Origin of the sequence: Dactylosporangium sp. CA-233914, assembly GCF_050942935.1 — a bacterium.
Classification (GTDB): Bacteria; Actinomycetota; Actinomycetes; order Mycobacteriales; family Micromonosporaceae; genus Dactylosporangium.
Map to the genome: position 1 here is coordinate 8,195,733 of NZ_CP192030.1, position 24,264 is coordinate 8,219,996.

Annotated in this window: 23 protein-coding genes; 14 read left to right on the forward strand and 9 right to left on the reverse strand. The window is 73.0% G+C overall.

Annotated elements, in window-relative coordinates; all coding sequences use genetic code 11:
* Positions 1 to 262: 262 nt before the first annotated feature.
* Entirely contained in the window at positions 263 to 721 is a 459-nt protein-coding gene (locus ACQPY0_RS36530; RefSeq protein ID WP_432971266.1) for a hypothetical protein, read from the reverse strand.
* Between the two features lie 201 nt (positions 722 to 922).
* Between ACQPY0_RS36530 and ACQPY0_RS36535 the strand changes: the two genes are divergently transcribed.
* The 13 genes from ACQPY0_RS36535 (at position 923) to ACQPY0_RS36595 (ending at position 14,474) form a co-directional block, all read left to right on the forward strand.
* A complete protein-coding gene (locus ACQPY0_RS36535; RefSeq protein ID WP_432971269.1) occupies positions 923 to 2,245 on the forward strand; it encodes a diaminopimelate decarboxylase family protein in 1,323 nt (440 codons plus the stop codon).
* Positions 2,229 to 2,501 carry an Lrp/AsnC ligand binding domain-containing protein gene (locus ACQPY0_RS36540; RefSeq protein WP_432971272.1) on the forward strand — a complete coding sequence of 91 codons (273 nt, stop codon included), beginning with the start codon at positions 2,229 to 2,231 and terminating at the stop codon, positions 2,499 to 2,501. The genes ACQPY0_RS36535 and ACQPY0_RS36540 overlap by 17 nt, the downstream gene beginning before the upstream one ends.
* A gap of 99 nt (positions 2,502 to 2,600) precedes the next feature.
* Positions 2,601 to 4,040, forward strand: a complete 1,440-nt coding sequence (locus ACQPY0_RS36545; RefSeq protein ID WP_432971275.1) for a hypothetical protein — start codon at positions 2,601 to 2,603, stop codon at positions 4,038 to 4,040.
* Positions 4,037 to 5,131, forward strand: a complete 1,095-nt coding sequence (locus ACQPY0_RS36550; RefSeq protein WP_432971278.1) for a hypothetical protein — start codon at positions 4,037 to 4,039, stop codon at positions 5,129 to 5,131. Before ACQPY0_RS36545 ends, ACQPY0_RS36550 begins: the two co-directional genes overlap by 4 nt.
* Complete coding sequence (locus tag ACQPY0_RS36555) at positions 5,128 to 7,305, forward strand: tetratricopeptide repeat protein (RefSeq protein ID WP_432971281.1); 2,178 nt, start codon at positions 5,128 to 5,130, stop codon at positions 7,303 to 7,305. Before ACQPY0_RS36550 ends, ACQPY0_RS36555 begins: the two co-directional genes overlap by 4 nt.
* The gene (locus tag ACQPY0_RS36560) at positions 7,290 to 8,141 is read left to right on the forward strand and encodes a PP2C family protein-serine/threonine phosphatase (protein ID WP_432971284.1); all 852 of its coding nucleotides are present in this window, start codon (positions 7,290 to 7,292) and stop codon (positions 8,139 to 8,141) included. The genes ACQPY0_RS36555 and ACQPY0_RS36560 overlap by 16 nt, the downstream gene beginning before the upstream one ends.
* Positions 8,138 to 9,421, forward strand: a complete 1,284-nt coding sequence (locus ACQPY0_RS36565) for a VWA domain-containing protein (RefSeq protein WP_432971287.1) — start codon at positions 8,138 to 8,140, stop codon at positions 9,419 to 9,421. The genes ACQPY0_RS36560 and ACQPY0_RS36565 overlap by 4 nt, the downstream gene beginning before the upstream one ends.
* A complete protein-coding gene (locus tag ACQPY0_RS36570) occupies positions 9,414 to 10,034 on the forward strand; it encodes an FHA domain-containing protein (protein ID WP_432971290.1) in 621 nt (206 codons plus the stop codon). The genes ACQPY0_RS36565 and ACQPY0_RS36570 overlap by 8 nt, the downstream gene beginning before the upstream one ends.
* 410 nt (positions 10,035 to 10,444) lie before the next feature.
* Positions 10,445 to 10,951, forward strand: coding sequence for a toxin-antitoxin system HicB family antitoxin (locus ACQPY0_RS36575; protein ID WP_432971293.1), 507 nt, complete (start codon positions 10,445 to 10,447; stop codon positions 10,949 to 10,951).
* Between the two features lie 108 nt (positions 10,952 to 11,059).
* Complete coding sequence (locus ACQPY0_RS36580) at positions 11,060 to 11,923, forward strand: hypothetical protein (protein WP_432971296.1); 864 nt, start codon at positions 11,060 to 11,062, stop codon at positions 11,921 to 11,923.
* Entirely contained in the window at positions 11,920 to 12,723 is an 804-nt protein-coding gene (locus ACQPY0_RS36585) for an ABC transporter ATP-binding protein (RefSeq protein ID WP_432971299.1), read from the forward strand. Before ACQPY0_RS36580 ends, ACQPY0_RS36585 begins: the two co-directional genes overlap by 4 nt.
* Before the next feature lie 12 nt (positions 12,724 to 12,735).
* A complete protein-coding gene (locus ACQPY0_RS36590) occupies positions 12,736 to 13,497 on the forward strand; it encodes an ABC transporter permease (RefSeq protein ID WP_432971302.1) in 762 nt (253 codons plus the stop codon).
* Positions 13,498 to 13,961: 464 nt separating this feature from the next.
* Entirely contained in the window at positions 13,962 to 14,474 is a 513-nt protein-coding gene (locus ACQPY0_RS36595; RefSeq protein ID WP_432971305.1) for a hypothetical protein, read from the forward strand.
* Here ACQPY0_RS36595 and pqqB read toward each other — a convergent pair.
* The 5 genes from pqqB to ACQPY0_RS36620 all read right to left on the reverse strand — a co-directional run bounded on the left by pqqB (position 14,447) and on the right by ACQPY0_RS36620 (position 18,773).
* On the reverse strand, positions 14,447 to 15,289 hold the full coding sequence (gene pqqB / locus ACQPY0_RS36600) for a pyrroloquinoline quinone biosynthesis protein PqqB (RefSeq protein ID WP_432971308.1): 843 nt from the start codon (positions 15,287 to 15,289) through the stop codon (positions 14,447 to 14,449). The genes ACQPY0_RS36595 and pqqB overlap by 28 nt on opposite strands.
* On the reverse strand, positions 15,286 to 16,671 hold the full coding sequence (pqqE, locus tag ACQPY0_RS36605; RefSeq protein WP_432971311.1) for a pyrroloquinoline quinone biosynthesis protein PqqE: 1,386 nt from the start codon (positions 16,669 to 16,671) through the stop codon (positions 15,286 to 15,288). Before pqqE ends, pqqB begins: the two co-directional genes overlap by 4 nt.
* Entirely contained in the window at positions 16,668 to 17,366 is a 699-nt protein-coding gene (pqqC, locus tag ACQPY0_RS36610; RefSeq protein WP_432971314.1) for a pyrroloquinoline-quinone synthase PqqC, read from the reverse strand. The genes pqqE and pqqC overlap by 4 nt, the downstream gene beginning before the upstream one ends.
* A gap of 284 nt (positions 17,367 to 17,650) precedes the next feature.
* A complete protein-coding gene (locus ACQPY0_RS36615) occupies positions 17,651 to 17,779 on the reverse strand; it encodes a hypothetical protein (protein ID WP_432971316.1) in 129 nt (42 codons plus the stop codon).
* A gap of 115 nt (positions 17,780 to 17,894) precedes the next feature.
* Complete coding sequence (locus ACQPY0_RS36620; protein WP_432971318.1) at positions 17,895 to 18,773, reverse strand: LysR family transcriptional regulator; 879 nt, start codon at positions 18,771 to 18,773, stop codon at positions 17,895 to 17,897.
* Between the two features lie 99 nt (positions 18,774 to 18,872).
* Here ACQPY0_RS36620 and ACQPY0_RS36625 point away from each other — a divergent pair, with 99 nt between their 5' ends.
* Complete coding sequence (locus tag ACQPY0_RS36625; protein WP_432971321.1) at positions 18,873 to 20,147, forward strand: MFS transporter; 1,275 nt, start codon at positions 18,873 to 18,875, stop codon at positions 20,145 to 20,147.
* 112 nt (positions 20,148 to 20,259) lie between these two features.
* Here the strand turns inward: ACQPY0_RS36625 and ACQPY0_RS36630 are convergent, their stop codons facing one another.
* The 3 genes from ACQPY0_RS36630 to ACQPY0_RS36640 are packed head-to-tail and all read right to left on the reverse strand — an operon-like array spanning position 20,260 to position 24,261.
* Positions 20,260 to 21,960, reverse strand: a complete 1,701-nt coding sequence (locus tag ACQPY0_RS36630; protein ID WP_432971324.1) for a glycerol-3-phosphate dehydrogenase/oxidase — start codon at positions 21,958 to 21,960, stop codon at positions 20,260 to 20,262.
* Positions 21,961 to 21,977: 17 nt separating this feature from the next.
* Positions 21,978 to 23,456, reverse strand: a complete 1,479-nt coding sequence (gene glpK / locus ACQPY0_RS36635) for a glycerol kinase GlpK (RefSeq protein ID WP_432971327.1) — start codon at positions 23,454 to 23,456, stop codon at positions 21,978 to 21,980.
* A complete protein-coding gene (locus ACQPY0_RS36640; RefSeq protein ID WP_432995516.1) occupies positions 23,449 to 24,261 on the reverse strand; it encodes an MIP/aquaporin family protein in 813 nt (270 codons plus the stop codon). Before ACQPY0_RS36640 ends, glpK begins: the two co-directional genes overlap by 8 nt.
* Positions 24,262 to 24,264: the final 3 nt, after the last annotated feature.

Below are 24,264 nucleotides of genomic sequence, written 5' to 3' on the forward strand. Positions count from 1 at the left end.
TGGGAGTGGGAGTTGAGCCTCTTGCCAGCAGGAGTAGTCGATATCCAGGTGTGAAACGACGCCCGGAGGTTAGTCGGGCGGCGGCGCCAGCCGCTCCAGTCGGGGTCCACCGGCCCAGCTGCGCTCGCGCATCAGGTCCAGCATCCGCTGCGCCCGCGGGTCGGACTCGACGGGAAGCGCGTCCAGAAGGCCGACCAGCAGGACGGCGGTGTCGCCCAGGAAATGCGTGGCAGATTCGCTGAGGCTGTTCGGGCCGGAACGCTCACCAGGTGTGTACGACCGGCCGCCGGCTCGGGTCCGGCTCGGCGCGGTGCAGCAGCGCCCGCAGCCGGGGCACCGACATGACCGAAGGATCGGCGAGGCCGACCAGCTCGGCGAGTGGGTGGCGGTCCGGCCACGCGCACGACAGCCGCGGCACCACGCCCGTGTGATCGCGGGCCGCGAAGAGCACGGCGGCCACGGCGGCAGGGACGTCGCGGCCGGCCGTGCGGAGGATCCGCCGCCCGTCGCGGACCTCGCCGAGGACGCGCCCGGGCAGGCCGCCGCCGCTGCGCGGCCCGGACTCCACGATGAGCCGCAGCGCCCGGCCGAGCACCGGATGCGACCGGGTCGCGGCGTCGTCCTGCAGGACAAGCCACAACAGCCGTCCGTCAGTGGCCTCCTCCAGCAGCAGGCGGGCGGCGAAGGTCAGGTGGACGCGGTACGGCACGGTCGAAGGCACGCCCCGCACCGTGTCACTCGCCGCCGCCGCTGCCTACCGGTCCTGACGAAATCCATACGCCGCCCCGGGAAATCTTCACGGTTCCCTGATGGCGCCCCGGTTTCCTGCGTAGAGATTGCGTCAGGACACCTTGGCACCCCGCAGCCGCGGCGCCAGCGTTGGAGGCACCCCACCCGTAAAGAGACCGGAGCGGTGCCAACCATGACGCTCACCGAAATCCTTCCCACGCTGCGCTCCTCGCTGCCGGCGCACCTCGACCCCGGCGTGTGGCCACGGACGGCCCGCTGGGGCGACGGCGGCGACCTGTGCGTGGGCGGGGCCAGCCTTGCCGCCCTGGCTGCCGAGCACGGCACGCCCAGCTACGTCGTCGACAAGGCCGACGTCCGCGGGCGTTGCCGGGCCTACGCGGACGCGTTCGGCCCCGGTGACGTCGCCTACACCGGCAAGGCGCTGCTGAGCGTCGACGTGGCCCGCTGGGTCGCCGCCGAGGGCCTCGGGCTCTACGCGGGCTCGGCGGGTGAGGTCCGTGTCGCCGCCCTGGCGGGGTTCGACATGGGCAAGGTGGTGCTCTACGGCAGCGCGAAGACCCCCGAGGACCTCGACGCAGCCTACGCCGCCGGCGTCGGCACCGTCGTCGTGGAGTCCCTCGGTGAGATCACCCGGCTGGCCGCGACCGCACCGCACGGCCAGCGCGTGTTGCTGCGGGTGCTCGCCGAGCCAGAGCCCGCCGGCGGTGGCGACCGGCGGTTCGGGTTGCGCGTCGCCGGTGGGGAGGCCGCCGCGGCGGTCGCCCGGATCGCGGCCCAGCCGGGGCTGCGCCTGGCGGGCTTCGACTGCTCGCTCGGCCATCAGCTCAACCGGTTCAGCCTGTACGAGCGGGAAATCGGCCGCCTGTGCGAGTTCGCCGCTGCGATGCGCCGCGCGCACGGCGTCGAGCCGGAGCGGCTGAACCTCGGCGGCGGGCACGCCGTCGCCTACCGGCCGGCCGAGCTCGACCTGGCGCTGGAAGCGTTCGCCACCCGTATGCGCGCTGTGCTGCACCTGGAGGCCGGGCGGCACGGCGTGCCCGCGCCGCGGCTGACCGTCTCGCCCGGCCGGGCCGTGGTGGCCCGGGCCGGCGTTACCGTGTACCGGGTCCTCGCGGTGACCCGGACCCAGCGCGGCGACCGCCTCGTCGCCGTCGACGGCGGCATGTCCGACTGCCCGGCCACCGCGCTGTGCGGCAGCCGGCACAGCGCCGTGCTCATCGGCCGCACCGGACTCGCCGGCACCGGCCCGGCGGTCGGCGTCGGTCGGCACAACGACGCCGACGACGTGGTCGTCCCCGACGCGCAGTTGCCGGCCGACGTGCACCCGGGCGACCTGCTCGCGGTCGCCGGCACCGGCGCCTACCACCACGCCCGGGCCACCAACTTCCACCTCGTCGCCCGCCCCGCGCTGCTGGCCGCCGCCGACGGCCGGGCCCGGGTCCTGATCCGCCGCGAGTCCCTCGACGACCTGCTCGCGCGTGACCTGGGACGGTGACATCCAGGCGGTCGTGCTCGTGCGGGCGGCCGACCCCGGCGCCGCGCGGCTGGAACGGCTGCTGCGCGACGCCCCGGGCGTGACCACGGCCTGGGTCCTGGCCGGCGACGCCGACCTGCTCGTCCTGGTGTCCTGCCGGGACCTGCCCGAGCTGCGCCGCCTACTCACCCGGCTGCGCATCGAGGGCGGCGCCACCAGCACCGCCACCCACCTGGTGCTGCGGCAGCTGACGGCCGGCAAGCCCAGAGCGGGGTGAGTCGGGCATCCGCGGCCGCATGGTTTTTTCGTCAAGACCGCTACCGCCGGCGACGCCGGCGTGCCCATCATCGGAACGTCGATACGGGGAGAGGATGTCGTGGCACTGCAGGCAGCTCAGGTGCGGCGGGCGTCGCCGGTCGGCGGGCGCCTGCACGAGACCGGCACCGCGACCCGGATCCGGGTGCTGGCGGGTGTCGCCGCGGCGCTCGCCGTCGCGCTGGCGGTGGTGCTGACCGTGGAGGTGGGACAGGAGCGGGCGGGGCTGCGGGTGATCGGCCACCAGGCGGCGCCGGAGGTGGTCGCCACCGCCGACCTGTACTTCGCGCTCAACGACATGGATGCCCAGCTCGCCAACGTGCTGCTGGTCGGCGACGACACGACGCTGGGGTTCACCCATGCCCAGGCTCTCGACCTCTACCAGCAGCGCCGCGGCCAGGTCAGCCGCGACCTGCAGCAGGCGGCCGCGGCCACCACGGACCCGGCCACCGCGCAGCGTGTCCGCGACCTGCTCGACGCGCTCGGCCGGTACGAGACCCTAGCCGCGCGTACGCTCCTGCTCGACGAGCAGGCCCCGCACCCGGCGGGTGCACCGCCGGCCGCCACTCTGGCGCAGTACCGGCTGGCGACCGCACAGCTCGCCGGCGAGCTGCTGCCCGCCGCCCGCGACCTGACCGACCGGCACGCCGCGGCCCTGGAGCGCACCTACGAGGCCGAGCGCGACCGGGAGCTGGCCGTGCGCGCGTGGCTGATCGGGCTCGGCGTGCTCCTGCTGGCCGCGCTGGTGGGTTTGCAGGTGTATCTCGCCCGCCGGTTCCGCCGGACCCTCAACGCGCCGCTGCTGGCCGCGACGGTCGTGGCCATCGGGCTCGCCACCGGCGGCGTGGCGCTCACCGCCGGCGCCGCCGAGCACCTGCGCGGCGCCAAGCGGGACGCCTTCGACTCGATCCTGGTGCTGGAGCGCGCCCGGGCGGTCAGCTACGACGCCAACGCCGACGAGAGCCGCTACCTGGTCGACCCGGAGCGCGCCGGGCAGTACGAGACCGCGTTCCTGGACAAAACCCGGCAGCTGGTCACCCTGGACGGCGCGACCTTGGACACCGTCGCCGGCCGGCTCGCCGCCGCGCTGCAGACGTACGAGCGCGACCACGCCGCCGTCGGCTGGCAGGGGTACTTCGGCACCGAGTTCCGCAACATCACCTTCGCCGGCGAGCGGGAAGCCGCCGAGACTGCGCTGACCCGCTATCAGACCTACCAGCTCGACGACCGGCGCATCCGGCAGCTCGTGCGTGACGGCGACCGCCGCGCCGCCATCGCCTTCTGCACCAGCTACCGGCCCGGCGACTCGAACTACGCGTTCGACCAGTACGACCAGGCGCTCGTCGCGCTCACCGACATCAACCAGCGGGCGTTCGACGACCACATCGCCGCCGCCGAGCGTGACCTGTCCGCCTCGGCGTACCTGCCGGGGACGGCCGCCGTTGTGATCCTCGGGCTGCTGGCGCTCGGGCTGCGCCGGCGGCTGGTGGAGTACCGGTGAAGCGCACCGCCGACCTCGACGCCGCGCGCAGCCGGGTGGCCATGGCCCTGTTCGCCTGCGACGGCCATCCAGCCATGGCGGTGCTGCAAGGCGACGCCTGCACCGGGCGCACCGCCGAGCTCGCCCGGCGGCTGCCCGACGAGCTGGCCCGGCTGTGGACGCTGTTCGCGGCCCTGGGCGGCACGCCGGACGCCGCCGCGTCGATCGAACTCGCCGCCGATGGGCTGCCCGCCGCCGGCACCGGTAACCCGCCGGTCTCCCGCGTGGCGGTCGCCGACCTCGCGGCCGACTTGGACCGCCGCGCCGCCGACCTGCTGCGCGAGCTGACCGCCGTGGAGGCCGCCTGGACCGCGGTGTCCGCCCGCCTCGACGGCGCCCAGGCCGCGCTCGACCGGGCGGCCCGGCTGGCGGACGGGCTCGGCGGCGACCCGCTCGTCGCCGACGGGCTCCGCCCATTGCGCGAGGCCGTCATGGAGGTCCGCCGGCACGACCTCGCCGACCCGGTGGCCGCCGCGACCGCCCGGCTGAACCGGCTCGCCGCGCTCGCCGCGAGCACGCTCGCCCGGCTGGACGAGCTCGCCCGGTTCCGCGAGGACTACCCGGCCCGGTCGGCGGCGTTGCACGCGGCTGTGGACGAGCTGGCGGCGGCCGAGAACGGCACTGCCCGTGAGTTCGCCGTCGTCAGGGCAAAGATCGCCGGGTCCGGGCTGCCACCCGCGCCCCGGGCGGCGCCGGTGCTGCGGGCCCGGCTGCGGCAGGTCGACGCGCTCGCCCGGGACGGACAGTGGCCGACGGCCGCGACCGGCTGCGCCGCGGTGGCCGAGGCGGTGACGGCCGCGCGGCAACGGGGGTTGCGGCTCCGCCTGGACGCTGCCGGGCTGCTGCAGCGCCGCGACGAGCTGCGCGGACGGCTGGATGCGTACCAGGTCAAGGCGGCCGCGGCCGGCCTCGTCGAGGACGACGGCCTCGCCGCGCAGCACGAGCGGGCCCGGGCGCTGCTGCACACCGCGCCGTGCGACCTGCGTGAGAGCACCCGCGCCGTGCACGCCTACCAGGCGGCGCTGGCCATGCTGATCGAGGAGCGGCGATGAGTCTCTGCCGTCGGCCGGGCTGCACCGGCACGTACGCCGCGGACGGCTACTGCGACGAGTGCGGTCACAAGGCCGCAGCCATCACCGAGGCCGGTACCGGTACCGGCCTCGGCGGCCCGAGCATCGGGCGGACCAGCGGCCGCACGCGAGGCCGGGGCGGGCTCGGCGCCGATCTTGTCGAGCTGGCGCCGGTGCCGCTGCGCGACCCGGCGACCGCGATCCTGGCCGATCCGCAGGTGCCCGAGGCGCAGCGGTTCTGCACGCGCTGCGGCGCGCCGGTCGGCCGGGGCCGGGACGGGCGGCCCGGCCGCGTCGAGGGGTTCTGCCCCAACGACCGGGTCCCGTACTCGTTCGTGCCCCGTCTGCGCCCCAGTGAGCTGGTCGACGGCCGGTACGAAATCCTTGGCGCCCTCGCGCACGGCGGCCTCGGCTGGATTCACCTCGCCCGGGACCGCAAGGTCAGCGAGGCCGGCGCCGACCGCTGGGTGGTGCTCAAGGGCCTCATCGACACCGATGACCCGGACGCGGTGGCCGCCGCGGTCGCCGAGCGCCGGTTCCTGGTCACCGTCGACCACCCGAACATCGTCAAAATCTACGACTTCGCCCAGCACACCGACCCGGCGACCGGCGAAACGGCCGGCTACATCGTGATGGAGTACGTCGGCGGCCAGTCGCTGAAGCAGCTGGCCCTGGCCGGCGCCGGCCCGGACGGCCGCCGGGTCCCACTGCCCCTGCCGCAGGTGCTCGCCTACGGCCTCGAGGTGCTGCCGGCGCTCGGCCACCTCCACGAGCGCGGGCTGCTGTACTGCGACTTCAAGCCCGACAACGTGATCCACGCCGAGGAACAGCTCAAGCTCATCGACCTCGGCGCGGTGCGCGCGATCGGCGACGACATCTCCGCGCTCTACGGCACGCCCGGCTACCAGGCGCCCGAGCTGGCCACCGCCGGAGCGTCGATCGGCTCGGACCTCTACACCGTCGGGCGCACCCTGGCCGTACTGAGCTTCGAGTTCGACGGCTTCTCCACCCGCTACGCCGACCGGCTGCCGGATTCGGCCGGCGTGCCGCTGCTGGCCCGCGAGGAGTCCTACCACCGCTTCCTGCGCCGGGCCACCGACCTGGAGCCGCACCGCCGGTTCGCCTCGGCCGCCGACATGGCCGAGCAGCTGCTCGGGGTGCTCCGCGAGGTGCTCGCCGACGACGACAGGGTGCCGCGCCCAGCCGGCTCGGCCCTGTTCGCCGGCGAGCGCGCCGCGTTCGGTACCACCGCCGAGCCACTCGACGGCGCCGCGGTGGCCGCAGCCCTGCCGGTGCCGCTCGGCGACCCCGCCGATCCCGCCGCCGGGTTCCTCGCCGCGCTGACCACCGCCGATCCGCAGGCCGCCGTCGCCGCGCTGCGCGCCGCGCCCGTGCAGAGCGTCGAGGTGCGGCTGCAGCTGGTCCGGGCGCTGCTCGCGGCCGGCGACCCGGCCGCCGCGCTGCGGCAACTGCAGGGCACGACCCTGGCTGACGACGACTGGCGGCACGACTGGCACGCCGGGCTGATCGCTCTTACCGGGGCGCGGGCGGGCGAGGCGCGCACCCACTTCGACGCGGTGTACGACGCGCTGCCCGGCGAGCCGGCCGCCCGGCTGGCGCTCGCCGCGGCCTGCGAGCTAGCCGGCGACGCCCCGGCGGCCGGGCGCCGCTACGAGCGGGTCTGGCGGGTCGACCACGCGTTCGTCAGCGCCGCGTTCGGGCTGGCCCGGGTGCGGCTCGCCGCTGGCGACCGCGCTGGCGCCGTACGTGCCCTCGACGAGGTGCCCGAGACGGCCAGCCTGCACGTCGCCGCGCAGATCGCCGCCGTGCACGCTCTGCTGGACCCCGGCACGGGCGCGCTGAGCGAGGCCACGTTCGTCGAGGCTTCGGCGCGGCTGGAGCGGCTGCGGTTGGACGCCCGGCGGCAGGCCCTGCTGGCGGTCGAGATGTTCAGCGGCGCGCTGCACTGGCTCGACCACACCGGTGCTCCTGCGCCGTACGCCGGCCGGGTGCTCGGCCATGGCCTCACCGAGCGCGAGCTGCGCACCGGCCTGGAGCGCACCTACCGGGCCCTGGCGACGCTGGAGCCGCAGAAGGCGGCCCGCCACGCGCTGGTCGACCAGGCGAACGCGGTACGGCCGTGGACGCTGTGGTGACCGCCGCCGGCTGCCCGGCCTGCGGCGAGCCCGCCGCGGCCGACCGCTACTGCGAGGCGTGCGGCCGCCCGCTGGCCGCGCGGGGGCAGTGGGCGCTCGCACCGGACGGCGTGCGGGTCGAGGCGGACCTCGGCTCGGCGGCGGCGGTCACCGACCGCGGCCGGTCGCACCCGGAGAACGAGGACGCGGCGGTCATCGGTGCGGCGCGGGGTGCCGCGTTCGCCGTGGTCTGCGACGGCGTCTCGGCCACGCCGCGGGCCGGTGAGGCGGCCCGGGCGGCGGTCGCCGCCGCCGCACCGGCCCTGCTCGAAGCGCTGGACGCGGGCGGGTCCGCCGCAGCCGCGATCGCCGCCGCGGTCCGCGCCGCACAAAATGCCACGGCGCGGCTCGGCGACCCCGCCGACCCCGGCCCGGACGCGCCCAGCTGCACGTTCGTGTGCGCGGTGGCCGACGGGCGGCAGGTGAGCGTCGGCTGGCTCGGCGACAGCCGGGCGTACTGGGTGCCGGCCCGTGGCCGGGCCGTCCTGCTGACCGCCGACGACGCTGTCCCCGGCTCCGGCGCGCTGCTGCGCTGGCTCGGCGCCGACGCCACCGACACCGAGCCCCACCTGCACGGGTACGTGCCGGACACGGCCGGTGCGGTCGTGGTGTGCAGCGACGGCCTGACCCGCTACCCGGCCGTCGTGGCCGCGCTGGCGCCCGCCGTCGCCGGCGGCGGGCCGCTGCTCGCCGCGCGGCACCTCGTGGAGCTGGCGCTCGCCGCGGGCGGCCACGACAACGTCACCGTCGCCGTGCTGGCGTACCCGCCGGCCGGGCAGGGAGGTTCCGCCACATGACCGTGCCGTCCACGACGGCGTTCAGCGCCGAGGTGTACCAAAACCCCTACCTGCCGGCCGGTGCCACCACCGTCAACGCCGTGGTCACCGTCACCGCGTCCGACCCGTCCGCACCGGCGGCCACCGACGCCGCGCAGGTCATCATGCTCGACTGCTCCGGGTCGATGGGCGCGCCGGCCCGCAAGCTGGAGGAGGCGAAGAAGGCGACCGCCGTCGCCCTGGACACGCTGCGCGACGGCGTCGCGTTCGCGGTCGTCGCCGGGCGGGCCGACGCCACGATGGTCTACCCGAAGAGCCCGGGGCTCGCCGTGGCCGGCCCGGACACCCGCGCCGCCGCCAGGCGGGCCGTCGACCGGCTCGTCGCGGGCGGCGGCACCGCGCTCGGCGCCTGGCTGAGCCTGGCCGGCCAGCTGTTCGCGGCCGGGCCGGCCCGGTACCGGCACGCCATCATGCTGACTGACGGCGAGAACCAGCACGAGACCCCCGAGCAGCTCGCCGCCGTGCTGCACGCCTGCGAGGGCCGGTTCGTGTGCGACGCCCGCGGTGTCGGCGCCGGCTGGCGCGCCGCCGAGCTGCGTTCGGTCGCCTCCGCCCTGCTCGGCACCGCCGACGGCCTGACCGACCCGGCGGGCCTGGCCGCCGACTTCCGCGCGATGACCGAGGCGGCCATGGGCAAGAGCGTCGCCGCGGTCGCGCTGCGGCTGTGGTTGCCGGCCGAGGCCCGGATCCGGTTCGTGAAGCAGGTGTACCCGCACGTCGAGGACCTCACCGCCCGCCGCGGCGAGGTCAGCCCGCGCATCGGCGACTACCCGACCGGGGCCTGGGGCGCGGAGAGCCGCGATTACCACATCTGCATCGACGTGCCGGCCGGCGAGGTCGGCGAGGAGCGCCTCGCGGCCCGGGTCGCCCTCGCCGTCGGCGACGACGTGCTGGCCCAGTCGCTGATCCTGGCCGAGTGGACCGCCGACGAGGCCCGGTCCACTCGGATCAACGAGCGGGTCGCGCACTACACCGGCCAGGCCGAGCTCGCCGCCGCGATCCAGGACGGACTCGCCGCGCGCGACTCTGGCGACACCGCCACCGCCACCGCGAAGCTCGGCCGTGCCGTGCGCCTCGCGGCGGAGTCCGGCCACGAGGACACCGCGAAGCTGTTGGCCAAGGTCGTCGACGTGATCGACGCGCGCACCGGCACCGTGCGGCTGAAGCGCTCGGTGGCCGGCGTCGACGCCGAGCTGGCCAACGTCCGCTCGGTCAAGACCATCCGGGTCGGGCGTGAGTGAGGCCATGGCCGCCTGCCCGGCCGGACACGACTCCGAGGCCAGCGACTACTGCGACGTCTGCGGCGCCCGGATGGATGCGCCCGCTCCGGCGCCGGTTGCCGGGCAGTGCCCGGACTGTGGCACCCCGCGGGACGGCCGGTTCTGCGAGGTGTGTGGCCGGGATTTCGAGCGAACCGGCTCGCCGGAAGTCCCGGCCGAGCCCACTGCGTCTCCGGCGGCCGGGTGGCGGCTGGTCGCGTCGGCCGACCCCGACCATCATGCCCGGGTGGGCGAGGGCGTCGCGTTCCCGGCGTACTGCCCGGAACGCGGCTTCGACCTGGGCGGCGCTCGCGTCCTCATCGGCCGGCGCAGCCGGTCCCGCGGCATCGCGCCCGACATCGACCTGTCCGGCCAGCCGGAGGACCCGGGCATCTCGCACGCCCACGCCATGCTGCTCACCGGGCCGGACGGCGCGTGCACCGTCGTCGACCTCGGCTCCGCCAACGGCACCTACCTCAACGACGCCACCGAGCCGCTGCCGCCCGACCGGCCGCACCCGATCGGCGACGGCGACCGCATCCACATCGGCGCCTGGACGACACTCACGCTCCAACGACCCGTCAGGCCGTCATGAGGCCGGTCAGCCGGTTTCTGCCGCTCCTGCTGCTGGTGCCTGTTCACGGCGTGGATCGTGCTCGTCATCGTGCTGATCGCCGTCGAGCCCGGACCCAGCGCGGCGCGGTAGGTCCGCCGACTACTGGAAGGTGACGCATGCTGTCTCGCAGAAGGCGCTCGCTCCCGGCCGCGAGCGCCAAGATCGCGGCCTGGGCGCGGCGCGAGCTTGGTGACGTCATACCCGCGAGGGCGGCCATAGTGACACCAGGGTGGTGTAGAGCCTCACCTGGCTGTGATCGAGTCCAAGGTGGCCTTGCCGGTCTGGAATCCTCTTCGACCGGCGGCCCCTGACACCACCGTGGCCCGCAGTGGTGTCATGTGGTGTCAGTCATCGTTGTCATGACACCACGATGGTGCTAGCTTGGTGTCATGGACCTCGACCGGTACGTCTCCGAACTCCAGACGCAGCTGGCTGCGGCGGCCGAGCACGGTGACGCAGCCGCGCGGGCCGTCGCCGAGCAGCTCAGTGCCGCCCTCGACGCCGCGGTGCGGCTGATGCTGTTGGGAGTCGTGAGCGACGTGGCCGGCGAGATTACGCGGGAGATCGCGCCGGGGTCGGTCGATGTCGTGCTGCGGGGGCGTGATCCGCACCTGGTGGTGTCTCGCCCCGAAGCGCCGGCGACGGATCCAACCGATCCGCCCACGTTCGAGGTCGCGGTGCCGGCCGAGCCGCTCGACGACACGGTGACCTCTCGGACCACGCTGCGGCTGCCGGACCGGCTCAAGGCCCGGGTCGAGCAGGCGGCGGCCGAGGAGGGGGTGTCGGTGAACTCGTGGTTCGTCCGCGCGATCGCCGCCGCCCTGGAACCAAACGTCCGTCGCGCCTCGCGGCGCGAGACCAAGCAGGGAGACAGCTTTACCGGCTGGGCCCGCTAGTCCCTGCCTGTCCGACCTCGGCGACGCTTGCGGAGCCGAACAAGCAAGCAATTGCGTCGTCCCGTCGCGAGGCGGGACTGATCCGGCATGCCCATGTGGAGGTCAGTCATGCCCAGTTACGACGTTTCCGGTCCGATCGACCTGGACGTCACGGTCGGTGTCGCGTTCGTTGACATCGTCGCTTCGGATCGGCCCGATGCCGTCGTCGAGGTCGTGCCGAGCAAACCCGGCCGCAGCGGCGATGAGTCACTCGCCCGCGAGTCCACAGTCTCGTTCGACAGCGGCCGGGTGCGGGTCAAGGTCCCGCGTCGGCTCAACCTGTTCGGCAAGGGTGACTCGGTCGACGTCCGCTGCGAAGTCCCGACCGGGTCGCGGGTCACGATCGAGAACGCCTACGGGTCGGTGCGGGCCCGCGGCGTGCTCGGGGACGCTCGCATCGTGGCCAAGTACGGCGGCGTCACCGCCGATACCGTCGCCAATCTCGTCCTCGAAGCGCCGTACGGGACCACCGATGTCGCCGAGGTGACCGGCCGGCTCGACATCACCGCCGGCTACGGTGTGGTGCGCATCGCCGAGGTGCACGGCGATGCTCGGCTGCGCGCTTCGCACGGGAGCATGGAGCTGGGTACCGCCGCCGGCGACGTGGAGGTCGCCACGTCCGGGGCGCTCACCATCGACCGGGCCCTCGGCGACGTGACCGCGCGCAGCGCCCATGGACCCATCCGCGTCCGGGAAGTCAATGGCGGGACGATCCGGCTCGACAACGGCCACGCCGACGTTGACGTCGGTGTTCCGACCGGCATCGCGGCCTGGATCGACGCCAGCTCAGCCCACGGCCGGGTGCGCAACGAACTCACCCCCGACCCGGCGGCCGCCGCCAGCGACCGCTCGGTCGAACTTCACCTGCACGCCAACTACGGCAACGTCATCATCCGCCGCATCACAACCCCCGGAAGGGAAGCCTCGAAATGATTCCCGATCAGGTCCAAGGGCCCGCGATCCAGGTGCGGGGCCTGCAGAAGTCGTACGACGAGCTGCATGTACTGCGCGGCGTGGACTTCGACGTGGCGCGGGGCAGCATCTTCGCCCTGCTCGGCTCGAACGGGGCCGGGAAGACCACGATCGTGAAGATCCTGTCCACACTGCTCAAGGCCGACGCGGGGACCGCCAGGGTGCACGAGTTCGACGTCGCCAAACAACCGGCGAACGTGCGGGAGTCCATCAGCCTCACCGGACAGTTCGCGGCCGTCGACGAGATCCTCACCGGCCGGGAGAACCTCATGCTCGTCGCCCAGCTGCGGCATCTCAAGGGCGCGGGCAAGATCGCGGACGACCTGCTCGCGCGCTTCTCGCTGACCGACGCGGCCGCGCGGAGGGTGTCGACCTACTCGGGTGGCATGCGCCGCCGCCTCGACATCGCGATGAGCCTGGTCGGGAATCCGCCGATCATATTCCTCGACGAGCCGACGACCGGGCTCGACCCCCAGGGCCGCATCGAAGTGTGGCAGTCGGTCAAGGAGCTTGCCGGTCGGGGTACCACGGTGCTGCTCACCACCCAGTACCTCGACGAGGCCGAACAGCTCGCTGACCAGATCGCGATCCTCCACGAAGGACGGATCATCGTCAACGGCACCCTCGCCGAACTCAAGCAGCTCCTCCCGCCCGCCAAGGTCGAATACGTCGAGAAGCAGCCCACCCTCGAAGACGTCTTCCTCACCCTCGTCGGCGCCGGCGCGAACGGCGACGCCCGCAACGTCGGCACGGACAAGTAAGGGACAATAACGATGACCAAGCATTTCTTCGGCGATACCGCCGTCCTGACGCGACGCTCCTTGCGTCACATCACTCGCAGCCTGGACACCATCATCACCACCACGATCATGCCGATCGCGTTCATGCTGCTGTTCGTGTACGTGTTCGGCGGCGCGATCAACTCCGGGTCGGACTCCTATGTGGACTATCTGCTACCCGGCATCCTGCTCATCACGGTCGTCTCCGGCATCGCCTACACCGCGTTCCGGCTCTTCCTGGACATGAAGAGCGGTATCTTCGAGCGATTCCAGTCCATGCCGATCACGCGGTCGTCCGTGCTGTGGGCCCACGTGCTGACCTCGCTGGTGGCCAATCTCATCTCGGTCGTGGTCGTCGTGCTCGTCGCCCTCCTCATGGGCTTCCGCTCAGGGGCGGGCCTGCCGGCCTGGCTCGCTGTCGCCAGCATCCTCATCCTGTTCACCCTGGCACTGACCTGGATCGCCGTCATCCCCGGCCTGTCCGCGAAGTCCGTCGACGGCGCGAGCGCGTTCTCCTACCCGCTCATCTTCCTGCCGTTCATCAGCTCGGCATTCGTACCCACTGCCACCATGCCCGGCCCAGTGCGCGCCTTCGCCGAACACCAACCTGTCACGTCGATCGTCAACGCGATCCGCGCCCTGTTCACACAGCAGTCGGTCAGCAACGACATCTGGATCGCCCTCGCCTGGTGTGTCGGCATCCTCATCATCGCGTACGCCTTCGCTATGAGCATCTACCGCCGAAAGATCTCCTAGCCCTCAGCAGGCACCTGTTTGGCGTTGGTCAAGTGGCCTTTCGAAATTTGCTGAAGCGCCGAGATGAAGCTCTATTCTGTCGGGTGGTGTCTTCTGAATCGTCTCCTCCGACGCCCCAGGGCGCTGGCGTACCGGAGAGCACCAGGACAGTTCTTTCCGGTGCGTGGAGGGACGGATCTTTCCGCCAGCGATGTCGACGGCGACCTTGCTCAGGTATGAGGCGTAGCTCGTTCCGGTGCCCGGCGCGAGCAGCCACAGCGGCGGGCGCTTCGACGGGTCGCCGTCCATGGCCCGGTCGCCGAGCCCGTAGAACCGCTTGCGGTCCTCGTCCCCCTCGCCGCAGCAGCATACGCTCGGACCGCTCCGGGATGCACAGCGGCGGTTTCCAGCGGGCTCGTCGCGGTGGGCTACCAGCACCGACAGCAGTGGTTGGTCGCCACCGCCGAACAGCGAAGGAGGGCGCCGTGCGCAAGGCACTCATCGCGGTGTTGGTCGCCGGGGCGTGCGTCGCCGGCGTCCTCTGCGCGATCGGCTGGCAGTGGCAGGACCGGTCCGACCGGTTCGAGCGGGAGCGGCAACGGGCGCAGCAGGAACTGCCGGCCATCGCCCGCCACTACGCGGACCAGGTCGTCGGGGCCTCCCGCGATCGGGGCGGTCCCGACGATGCCCGGCTCTACGCACTCACCACCACACCCGACGCGGCCGGGGCCTGGGTGTGGGTGCTCGCCCGCACGCCGGACCTCACGCTGCTTGTGCAGACGCGGTCGTCGTTCCCGACGATGTTCGGGGCCGGCGAGGCAAACGCGTGCTTCCGGCTGGCGTTCCACGACCTCGGCAGCGCCGCGGCCGGATACGATTTCGAGACGGGGCAGTGCCCGGCGGGAGCGCTGCCGGCAGCTGCTCGGCGACATGATCGCTTCCAGGCCGTACGTCGGCGGCCGGTGACCGTTCACCACTGGATGCTCTGGCCGTCGTAGGCCGCCTCCGCGGGGCCCGGCGTGCCGGCTATGGCGAGCGGGTTGGTGTTGTTGAGATGACCGAAGAGCACGCGCGTGCCGCGATGGCGCTCCAGGGCGGCGATCGCATCGGTGATCGGCAGGTGGCCCATCTGCCGCGGAGTTCGGCACAGCCCGGCTCGCCGGGCCGGCTCGTCGTCGGTGAGGAAGGTGCCGTCGAGCAGGGCGGCGCCCGCGCCGTCGAGGAGGTCGTCAAAAGCGTCGGTCCACTCCGGCAGGCAGGTCGCGTAGACGAACGCTCGCCCGGTCCGGTCGGTGATCCGCAGCGCACAGACCCATTCGTCGCCGGCACCCGGGTCGGCGTGGCGGGGTACCTTGCCGCCGACCACCGCCGCCCGCACGGTCAGCCCGCCGTCCAGGACGAGCGGCCTATTCGTCGGGAGTTCGAACGTGCGCAGGTCGGTGCAGGCGCGCAGGATCGGCACGAACGGCAGGGCTGCGAGCACGGTGGTGGTGGCGTAGAGGGTGATCCGGCCGGATTCGCGGAGGCTGAGCAGGCCGGCGGTGTGGTCGAGTTCGGCCGTGGTGAGCAGCACCCCGCGGATCGGGGTGTCGCGCGGGCCGGGGCCGGGTGCGAGCTCCCCAGTGGCGAGCACCTGGGCGCGGATGTCGGGCGAGGCGTTGATCAGGTACCAGGCGGTGCCGTCGCCGGTGACGGCGACGCTGTCCTGAGTGCGGTGTGCCCCGGTGCGGCGGGCGGTCGCGCAGCCGTCGCAGGCGCAGTTCCACTGGGGGAAGCCGCCGCCGGCCGCGCTGCCGAGGACGCGGACCTTCACCGCGGCCTCCGTGGTACCGCCGGCGGACGGGCACCGGAAGCGGCGGCGGCCAGGACGGTGTCGTGCCGGGGTGACCAGTGGCACGCCGGATCCGTCGCCGAGGCGTCGCCGGTGAGCTGGAACGCCTGGCAGCGGCAGCCGCCGAAGTCGACCTCCCGCAAGGCGCAGCCGCGGCACGGCTCGGGCATCCAGCCGGTGCCCCGAAACGCGTTGAACAGCGGCGAGTCCTGCCAGATCCGCACCAGCGACTCGGTGCGCACCGACGGCACGTCGACGCCCGGCAGCTGGGCAGCGGCGAGGCAGGGCAGCACGTCACCGTTGGGCGCCACGACGAGCTGCCGGCTCCCCCAGCCGTTCATGCACGGCTTCACCGTCCCGGTGTGGTAGTCCGGCTCGACGTACACGATCTGCACCCGGTCACCGAACCGGTCGTGGATGTCGGCGACGGCGGCCGCGGCGGCGTCAGCTTGGGCCCGGGTCGGCATCAGCGCGGCCCGGTTCCGCAGCCCCCACCCGTAGAACTGGGTGTGCGCCAGCTCCAGCCGGTCCGCGCCGAGACCCACGGCCAGCTCGGCGATCGCGGTCAGCCGCGCCACGTTGCCGGCGTGCAGCACCACGTTGACCGACAACGGGATCCCCGCGTCGCGGACCAGCGCCGCCACGGCCAGCTTGCGCTCGTGGAACCGGCCACCGGCGACCCGATCGGCCCGGGCCGGTACAGCGTCCTGAATGGACAGTTGCAGGTGGTCCAGCCCCGCCCCCACCAACGCGGCCAACCGGTCCGCGGTGAGCGGGATGCCGCTGGTGACGAGGTTGGTGTACATCCCGAGCCGGCCCGCGTGCCCCACCAGGTCCGCCAGGTCCCGCCGCAGCAAGGGCTCCCCGCCGGACAGGTGCACCTGCAGCACCCCGGCGGCCCGCGCCTGGTCCAGCACGTCGAGCCATTTCGAGGTGCCCAGCTCGTCGCGGTAGGCGGCCAGGTCGACGGGGTTCGAGCAGTACGCGCACTGCAACGGGCACCGGTAGGTGACCTCCGCCAGCAGCCCCGTCGGCCGCGGGTGGTCGCTGGTCCAGGGGACTGCCCCGGCGCCCGCCGGGGCGCCGCCGGGACGTTCGGGACCCGTGGGAAGGCCGGCCGACAGCAGCTTCCGGCCGGCCAGGTCGGTCAGCAGCCGTTCGACGTCCGCGGCGTCGACACCGTCGTAGTCGCGGCCCAGCCGGCCGACGATCGCGGCGAGGTCGCGGCGGCCGTCGCAGAGCCGCACCACGTCGGCGGCGACCGGGTCGAGCAACAGCACGCCCTCCGGGTACAGCAGGGCGTGCTGGCCGCGCACCGCGTCCCGGACGAGGCGGACGCCGCGAGCCGGCGCCGGACGGCTCATGCCGTCATCGCCTCGTAGTCGATGGCGTCGAGCATCGCACCGAGCACGTCGCACTTGAACCGCAGCGCGGCCAGCGCCGCCTGCTGCTGCTCCGCTCCGGTGCAGTGCGCGAGCACGATTTCGAGGGTGTCGGCGCTCTCGCTGCGGGCCACCGGGATCCTCGTCTCGAAGTAGGTGAGGCCGTCGGGTTTGATCCAGTCGTAGTGCCGCTGCCAGGCCCGCATCCGATCGCTCATCAGCTCCGGTGCGAACAGCTCGGTGAGCGCCGCGGCGACGCCCTCGGTCCACGGCCGGGTCTGGCAGAAGTGCAGATACCCGTCGACGGCGAACCGCACCCCGCGCAGCACGTGCCGCTCGTCGAGGACCTCTTCCCGGGACAGCCCGACGGCCTCGGCGAGGACGAGCCACTCGGCCATGCCACCCGCACCGGCGTGGGCTCCGTCGTGGAAGGTCACCCGCGGCAGCCACACCCGCCGCACCTGCGGCACGGGGCAGGCGGAGACGATCGCGGCGTTCTTCTGTGCCAGGCACCGCTGGTAGTACCACCGGTTCGCCACCCACGACCGGATCTCCTCCGGCGTGCAGCGACCGTCGTGCAGTCTCACATGGAAGCGGTGCCGGTCCCAGTAGTGCGCGCCGAGGCCCCGCAGGGCCTCGGCGAACGCCTCCCGGCTCAGTGGCTCGGCCGCGACCACGGGTCACCCGCGCCGGAGTAGGCCGAGACCTCCGGCCGGGTCTCCAGGCACTCCACACGGGGCGCGGTCCACGGTCGGCGAGTGGGTGTGGCGATGGTTCGCTCGGTGGTGGACATGATTGCTCCCTTCAACGGTTTGGTCCGCTACCTGGTTCTGCATTCCTGTCTGCCGCGACACCGACGAACGCTGCTACCACGACTGGGGCAACTTCAACCCCGCCAACGGCTATCGGGTCCTGCTGTTCACCCGCACGGCCGGGCCGCATGTTCGTGCTGCTCGGTTCGTCAGCTGGTCGTCGAGTAGACGATGATCCGCCGGTCGGCGACCGCCTGGTCGTCGGCCGCCGCGACCGCGGCGACCAGCGGCAACGCCGCCGCGACGGCCACGACCGTTCGGATCAGGTATCTGGTCAACGTCGATATCATGAATCTCCTCCTCAGGGATCGGACCCCGAGTGTGCGGCCGGCCACTGGTCGTTGACCTGCAGCCGACTTGCAGCGACCGGACAATGCCGCGCCGCACCGTTCGTCACGTGGTCGACGCGCTCAGTGAGCGGGACCCGCTCGCCAGGACGGTCGCGATCAGGGCCTTGACGGCGGGGCGGCCCTCGGCGCGCGGGTTGGCCAGGAGCACGAGGTCGATGTGTCCGAGCTCGGGGAGGCGATGCGCGGGACCCAGGGTGGTGAGCTGAGAGGGCACCAGGCTGGCGGCCAGGGCGGAGATGCCGATGCCGGCCGCGACCCCCGCGATCAGGCCGTTGACCCCGCGGCAGACGCACGCGCTGCGATACGGAAGCCGCGCCCGGTTGAGCGCCTTGCGCATCTCGTCGCGGGACATGCTGGGAGCGGCGTAGACGACCAGCGGCACGGGCTTGGTCAGGTCGATCTTCGTGCTGGGCGTGCCGACCCAGACGAGCCGCTCGCGCTTGACGAGCTGGCCGCGCTCGTCGCCGGGCGGTCGCTTGCCGACGAGCACGTCGAGCTTGTCGTTGACCATCCACTCGTGCAGCACCCGGCTCTGCTCGACGGTGAGGTAGAAGTCGACCATCGGGTTGTCCCGGCGGAACTCCCAGAGGATCTGCGGCAGCCGGGTGAGGGCTAGGTCGTCGGACATCCCGATCCGGAGCCGGCCGCGCGGGCGCGAGCCGCTGAAATATGCCGCGGCCTGCTCGTGCGCGGCCAGGATCGTGCGCGCGAAGCCGATCATGGCCTCACCGTCCGCCGTGAGCGCCAGCGCGTGCGTCGTGCGGTGCACGAGCGTGCGACCGACCTGCTGCTCCAGCCGGCGGATGTGCTGGCTCACCGTCGGCTGCCGGATCCGCAGCCGGGCCGCGGCCTGCGTGAAGCTGCCGGTCTGCTCCACCGCCAGCAGGGTGGCGAGCAATTGGGGGTCGTACGCGCCAGTCATAGCGAAACACTATAACTGTGTGTCGGCTTATCGGTCTTCTATATGTAGTGCGCCTCCAGGAAGGATGAAACAGCACGCAAAGAGGCGAGAGGAATTGTCGTGACCACGGCTTCAGCCGTCCGAAGTTCGACCTCGACCACCGCCGAAAGCCCGTTCAACGCACTGAGATACCGCGGCTACCGCATCTACGCGATCGGACAGAGCCTCGCCAGCACCGGCACCTGGATGGGAAGCATCGCGCTGGACTGGATGGCGCTGCAGCTCACGAACAGCCCGACAGCCGTCGGCATCACCATGGCTCTGCAGTTCTTGCCCATCCTCTTCCTGGGCGTCCACGGCGGTCTGCTCGCGGATCGCTACCCGAAGCGCCGGCTCCTGCTCATCACCCAGAGTGTCAACGCCGGCCTGACCGCCACGCTCGCCGTGCTCATCATCGCCGGCGCGATCCGCATCGAGTACGTGTACCTGTTCGCACTGCTGACCGGGCTCGTCTTCGTCGTCGACGCCCCCACCCGCCAGGTGTTCGCGACCGAGGTCGTTCCGGCGAGCCATCTGCGCGGGGCCGTCTCACTCAACGCGACGGTTTTCCAGGCCACCAGGCTCGTCGGCCCGGCGCTCGCCGGCGTGCTCATCGGCACCGCCGGCACGGGCTGGGTCTTCGTGTGCAACGCCCTGTGCTACCTCGGGCCGACGATGGCGCTGCTGCGGTTGCGGCCGGGCGACCTGACCCCCGCGCCGCCGGCGGGTCGCGAGCCCCGGGCGTTCCGCACGGCCGGCCGATACGTGTGGCAGCGACCGCGGGTGTTCTGGACGATCGTCCTCGTCGGCGTCATCGGCACCTTCGGCCTGAACTTCCCGATCGTGCTGACGGCGATCGCGACCGAGTCGTTCCAGGGCACCGCCGGCATGTACGGGCTGTTCAACATCATGCTGGCCATCGGCTCCGCGTCGGGCGCGCTCGTCGCCGGAGCGGCCGCGTCCACCCGGCTGCGGCGGATCGTGCTGTTCGGCGGTCTCTTCGGGGCGATCCAGGCACTGGCCGCCGCCGCACCCAACCTGGCGACGTTCCTGCCGTTGCTCGTCGGGCTGGGGTTCGCGAACCTGGCGTTCCAGGCGCTGGCGAACTCGTCGGTCCAGCTGTGGGTCGACCCGGAGATGCGCGGCCGCGTGATGGGCCTGTACCTGCTGGTGTTCACCGGCGGAACCCCGATCGGCGCGCCGATCATCGGGGCGATCACCAACGACTTCGGCGCCCGGCTCGGGATGGCCGTCTGCGGTCTCGTCCCGGCCGCCGCGGCGGGGGCGATCGTGCTGATCCAGGTCTGGTCGCGTCGCCGGGCGGTCCGGTTGGCCTGCGCCGCGCCGGCCGGCTGAGGACGCGGACCGGCCGGACCGCCGCTCACAGGTCGTGCACGCTGACCGGTGCGGGACTGCGGCCAGGAGGCCGAAGACCTGGCCGGCCCGGCGCAGGATCCGTCGCAGGCGCTCAGGAGGCGTGCACCACCGGTACGACATCGGGGGCCTCGCGGCGGATCAGTTCGGCGGTCCGGTCGTCCGGCTGGTCCTGCGAGGCCCGCTCCGCCTCCACGCGCAGCCGGTAGTGATCGACCTCACGGTCGATCTGCTCGGCGGTCCAGCCGAGCGTTCCGGCCATCAGGGTGGCCACGGGGCGTACCGCGGTCATGCCCCGGTCGAACGTCTCGATCGAGATGCGGGTCCGGCGGGTGAGCACGTCCTCGACGTGGCGGGCGCCCTCGGCCTCGACGGCGTAGCGCACCTCCGCCAGCAGATAGTCGTCGGCGCCGGGCACCGGCTGCGCCAGGCCCGGCTCGGCGCGGATCAGGTCCAGCACCTCGGGCACGAGGCTGCCGTGCCGGCCGAGGAGGTGCTCGACCCGGGCGACGTGCAGGCCGCTGGCGGCCGCGAGCGTGGTGCGGCGGTTCCACAGTGCCGCGAATCCGTCGGCGCCGACGAGCGGGACCTCGTCGGTGCACGAGCGGGGTACCGCCCCGCCCAGGTTGTGGACCGCGGCGTCGACGGCATCGGCGGCCATCACCCGGTACGTGGTGTACTTGCCGCCGGCGACCGCGACGAGCCCGGGCACCGGCGTGGCGACGAGGTGCTCGCGGGACAGCTTCGACGTGAGCTCCGACTCGCCGGCCAGCAGTGGGCGCAGGCCGGCGTAGATGCCCTCGACGTCGTCGCGGCGCAGCGGCGTGGCGAGGACCGTGTTGACCTCACGCAGCAGGTAGTCGATGTCGGTGCGCGTCGCGGCCGGGTGCGCCTTGTCCAGCGTCCAGTCGGTGTCGGTGGTACCCACGATCCAGTGCCGGCCCCACGGGATGACGAACAGCACGCTGATCGCGGTGCGCAGGATCATGCCGGCGGCCGACCGGATCCGGTCGCGGGGCACGACCAGATGGATGCCCTTGGAGGCGCGGACGCGGAACTGGCCGCGTTCGCCGATCATCGCCTGGGTGTCGTCGGTCCAGACCCCGGTCGCGTTGACGACCTGCCGGGCGCGGACCTCGAACTCGCAGTCGTGCTCCAGGTCGCGGACCCGCACGCCGGTGATCCGGCCGCCCTCGCGCAGGAACCCGATGACCTGCGCGCGGGACAGCACGTGCGCGCCGTGGGCGGCGGCGGTGCGGACCACGAACATGGTGTGCCGGGCGTCGTCGACCTGCGCGTCCCAGTACTGGATCGCGCCGACGAAGCTGTCCGGGCGCAGCGCCGGGCAGACCCGCAGCGCGCCGCGCCGGGTCAGCTGGCGGTGGTGCGGCAGGGCGTCCGCGCCGCGCCCGGCCATGGTGTCGTACAGCGTGACGCCGGCGCCGACGTAGCCGCGCTCCCACACGGGGTGGGTGAGCGGGTAGAGGAACTGGACCGGCCGGACGAGGTGCGGGGCCAGGCGGCGCAGGAGGAGATTGCGTTCGCGCAGCGCCTCGCGGACCAGCCGGAAGTCGAGCATCTCCAGGTAGCGCAGGCCGCCGTGGATGAGCTTGCTCGACCGGCTCGACGTCCCGCTGGCGAAGTCGCGCATCTCCAGCAGGCCGGTGGACAGGCCGCGGGTGGTGGCGTCGAGGGCGCAGCCGGCCCCGACCACGCCGCCGCCGATGACGACGACGTCGAGCTCGGTGCCGGCCAGGGCCGCGACGGCCTCGTCCCGGGCGGTGGGTGACATCATGCCGGTGTGGTGCACGGTCAGGCCCCGATCTCGATCCAGTCCAGGCTCCGCCGGACGGCGTCGTGCCAGCGCCGATACCCCTCGTCGCGCTGCCGCGGCGACCACGTCGGCTTCCAGCGGTGCGACTCGCTCCAGTTCGCCCGCAGCTCGTCCGTGTCGTTCCAGTAGCCGGCCGCGAGCCCGGCGGCGTAGGCGGCGCCGAGCGCGGTGGTCTCGGCGACCACGGGCCGGCTCACCGGCACGCCGAGGATGTCGGCCTGCAGTTGCATGCACAGGTCGTTGGCGGTGACGCCACCGTCGACCTTGAGCACGTCGAGGGTCACGCCGGAGTCCTCCTGCATCGCCTCGACGACGTCGCGGGACTGGTAGCAGATCGCCTCCAGGGTGGCGCGGGCGAGGTGCGCGTCGGTGTCGAACCGCGACAGCCCGACGATCGCGCCGCGCGCGTCCGCCCGCCAGTAGGGCGCGAACAGGCCGGAGAAGGCGGGCACGAAGTACATGCCACCGTTGTCCGCCACCCGGGCCGCGAGGGTTTCGCTCTCGGCCGCGGTGCCGATGATGTGCAGCTGGTCGCGCAGCCACTGCACGGCCGCGCCGGTGACGGCGATCGAGCCCTCCAGCGCGTAGACCGGCGGCGCGGAGCCGAACCGGTACGCGACCGTGGTGAGCAGCCCGTGCTGCGAGCGGACCGGTTCGGTGCCGGTGTTGAGCAGCAGGAAGTTGCCGGTGCCGTACGTGTTCTTGGCCTCGCCGGGCGCGAAGCAGACCTGCCCGACGGTGGCGGCGTGCTGGTCGCCGAGCGCGGCGGTGAGCGGGATCCCCTCCGCGGTCCGGCCGAAGCTGGCGGGATCGCACGACGGGCAGATCCGCGGCAGCATCGCTCGCGGCACGCCGAAGCACGCCAGCAGCTCGTCGTCCCAGTCCAGCGTCTCCAGATCCATCAGCATGGTCCGGCTGGCGTTGGTCACGTCGGTCGCGTGGACCCGGCCGCCGGTGAGGTTCCACAGCATCCAGGTGTCGATGGTGCCGAAGAGCGCGTCGCCGCGTTCGGCCGCGTCCCGGGCGCCGTCGACGTGTTCGAGGATCCACTGCAGCTTGCCGCCGGAGAAGTACGTGGCCGGGCGCAGGCCGCTCTTGCGCCGGATGAGCTCACCGCGCCCGTCGCGGTTGAGTGCCTCGGCGATCCGGTCGGTGCGGGTGTCCTGCCAGACGATCGCGTTGCCGAACGGCGTGCCGGTGCGCCGGTCCCACACCACGGTGGTCTCGCGCTGGTTGGTGAGGCCCAGAGCGCGGATGCTGTACTCCTGGAACGCCTCGCGGGCGACGAGGAGCACATTGCGCCGGATCTCGTCCGGGTCGTGCTCCACCCAGCCGGCCCGCGGCAGGATCTGCTGGTGCTCGACCTGGCGCTGGGCCACGACACGGCCGTGGTGGTCGAACACCATCGCCCGGGTACTCGTGGTGCCCTGATCGATCGCCCCGATGTAGTCAGCCACTGGTCTGGTCCGCCCTTCCCGGCTCGCGCTGCTCGACCGGCAGGTACCGGCCGATGACAAGGCGGTACGCCCCGGCGCCGCCGGCCCCGCCCAGGATCGGCGCGACGATCGGCACCCAGAAGTACGGGTAGCCGGTCTGGTCCACGAACGCGCCGCCGTAGCCGGTGAGGAACGACGCGAACCGCGGCCCGAAGTCGCGCGCCGGGTTGATGGCGTACCCGGCGGCGGAGCCCCACGCCATGCCGATCGCCACGACGATGAGCCCCACGATCAACGGCATCAGGTTGGCCTGCGGCGCGACGTTGCGGGTGTCGGTGACCGCCAGGATGAGAAACAGCAGGATCGCCGTGCCGATGATCTGGTCGAGGAACGCGTTGCGCACGTCGACCGGCAGGGTGCCGTTGCCCGGCAACGTGGAGAACACGATCTGCGTCTTGATGGTGTGCCGCGGGTCGGCGGCGTGCAGCATCGATCCGTAGTTCCAGCGCACGAGCAGGGCGCCGACGAACGCGCCCGCGGTCTGGGCCACGGAGTACGGCAGCACCTTGCGCCACTCGAAGCCGCTGAACATGGCCAGCGCCACGCTCACGGCCGGGTTGAGGTGTCCGCCGCTGATCCGCCCGGCGACGTACACGCCGAACGTCACCCCGAATCCCCACGACCACGCGATGCTGTCGTGCCCGCCGAGCCCACCGGCGATGACCTGCGCGACGGCACCGCACCCGAACAGGATGAGCACCATCGTCCCGGCGAACTCCGCCGCCAGCTCCCCGGCCAGTCCGCGTTCCCGCAACCAGCGCACCACAGG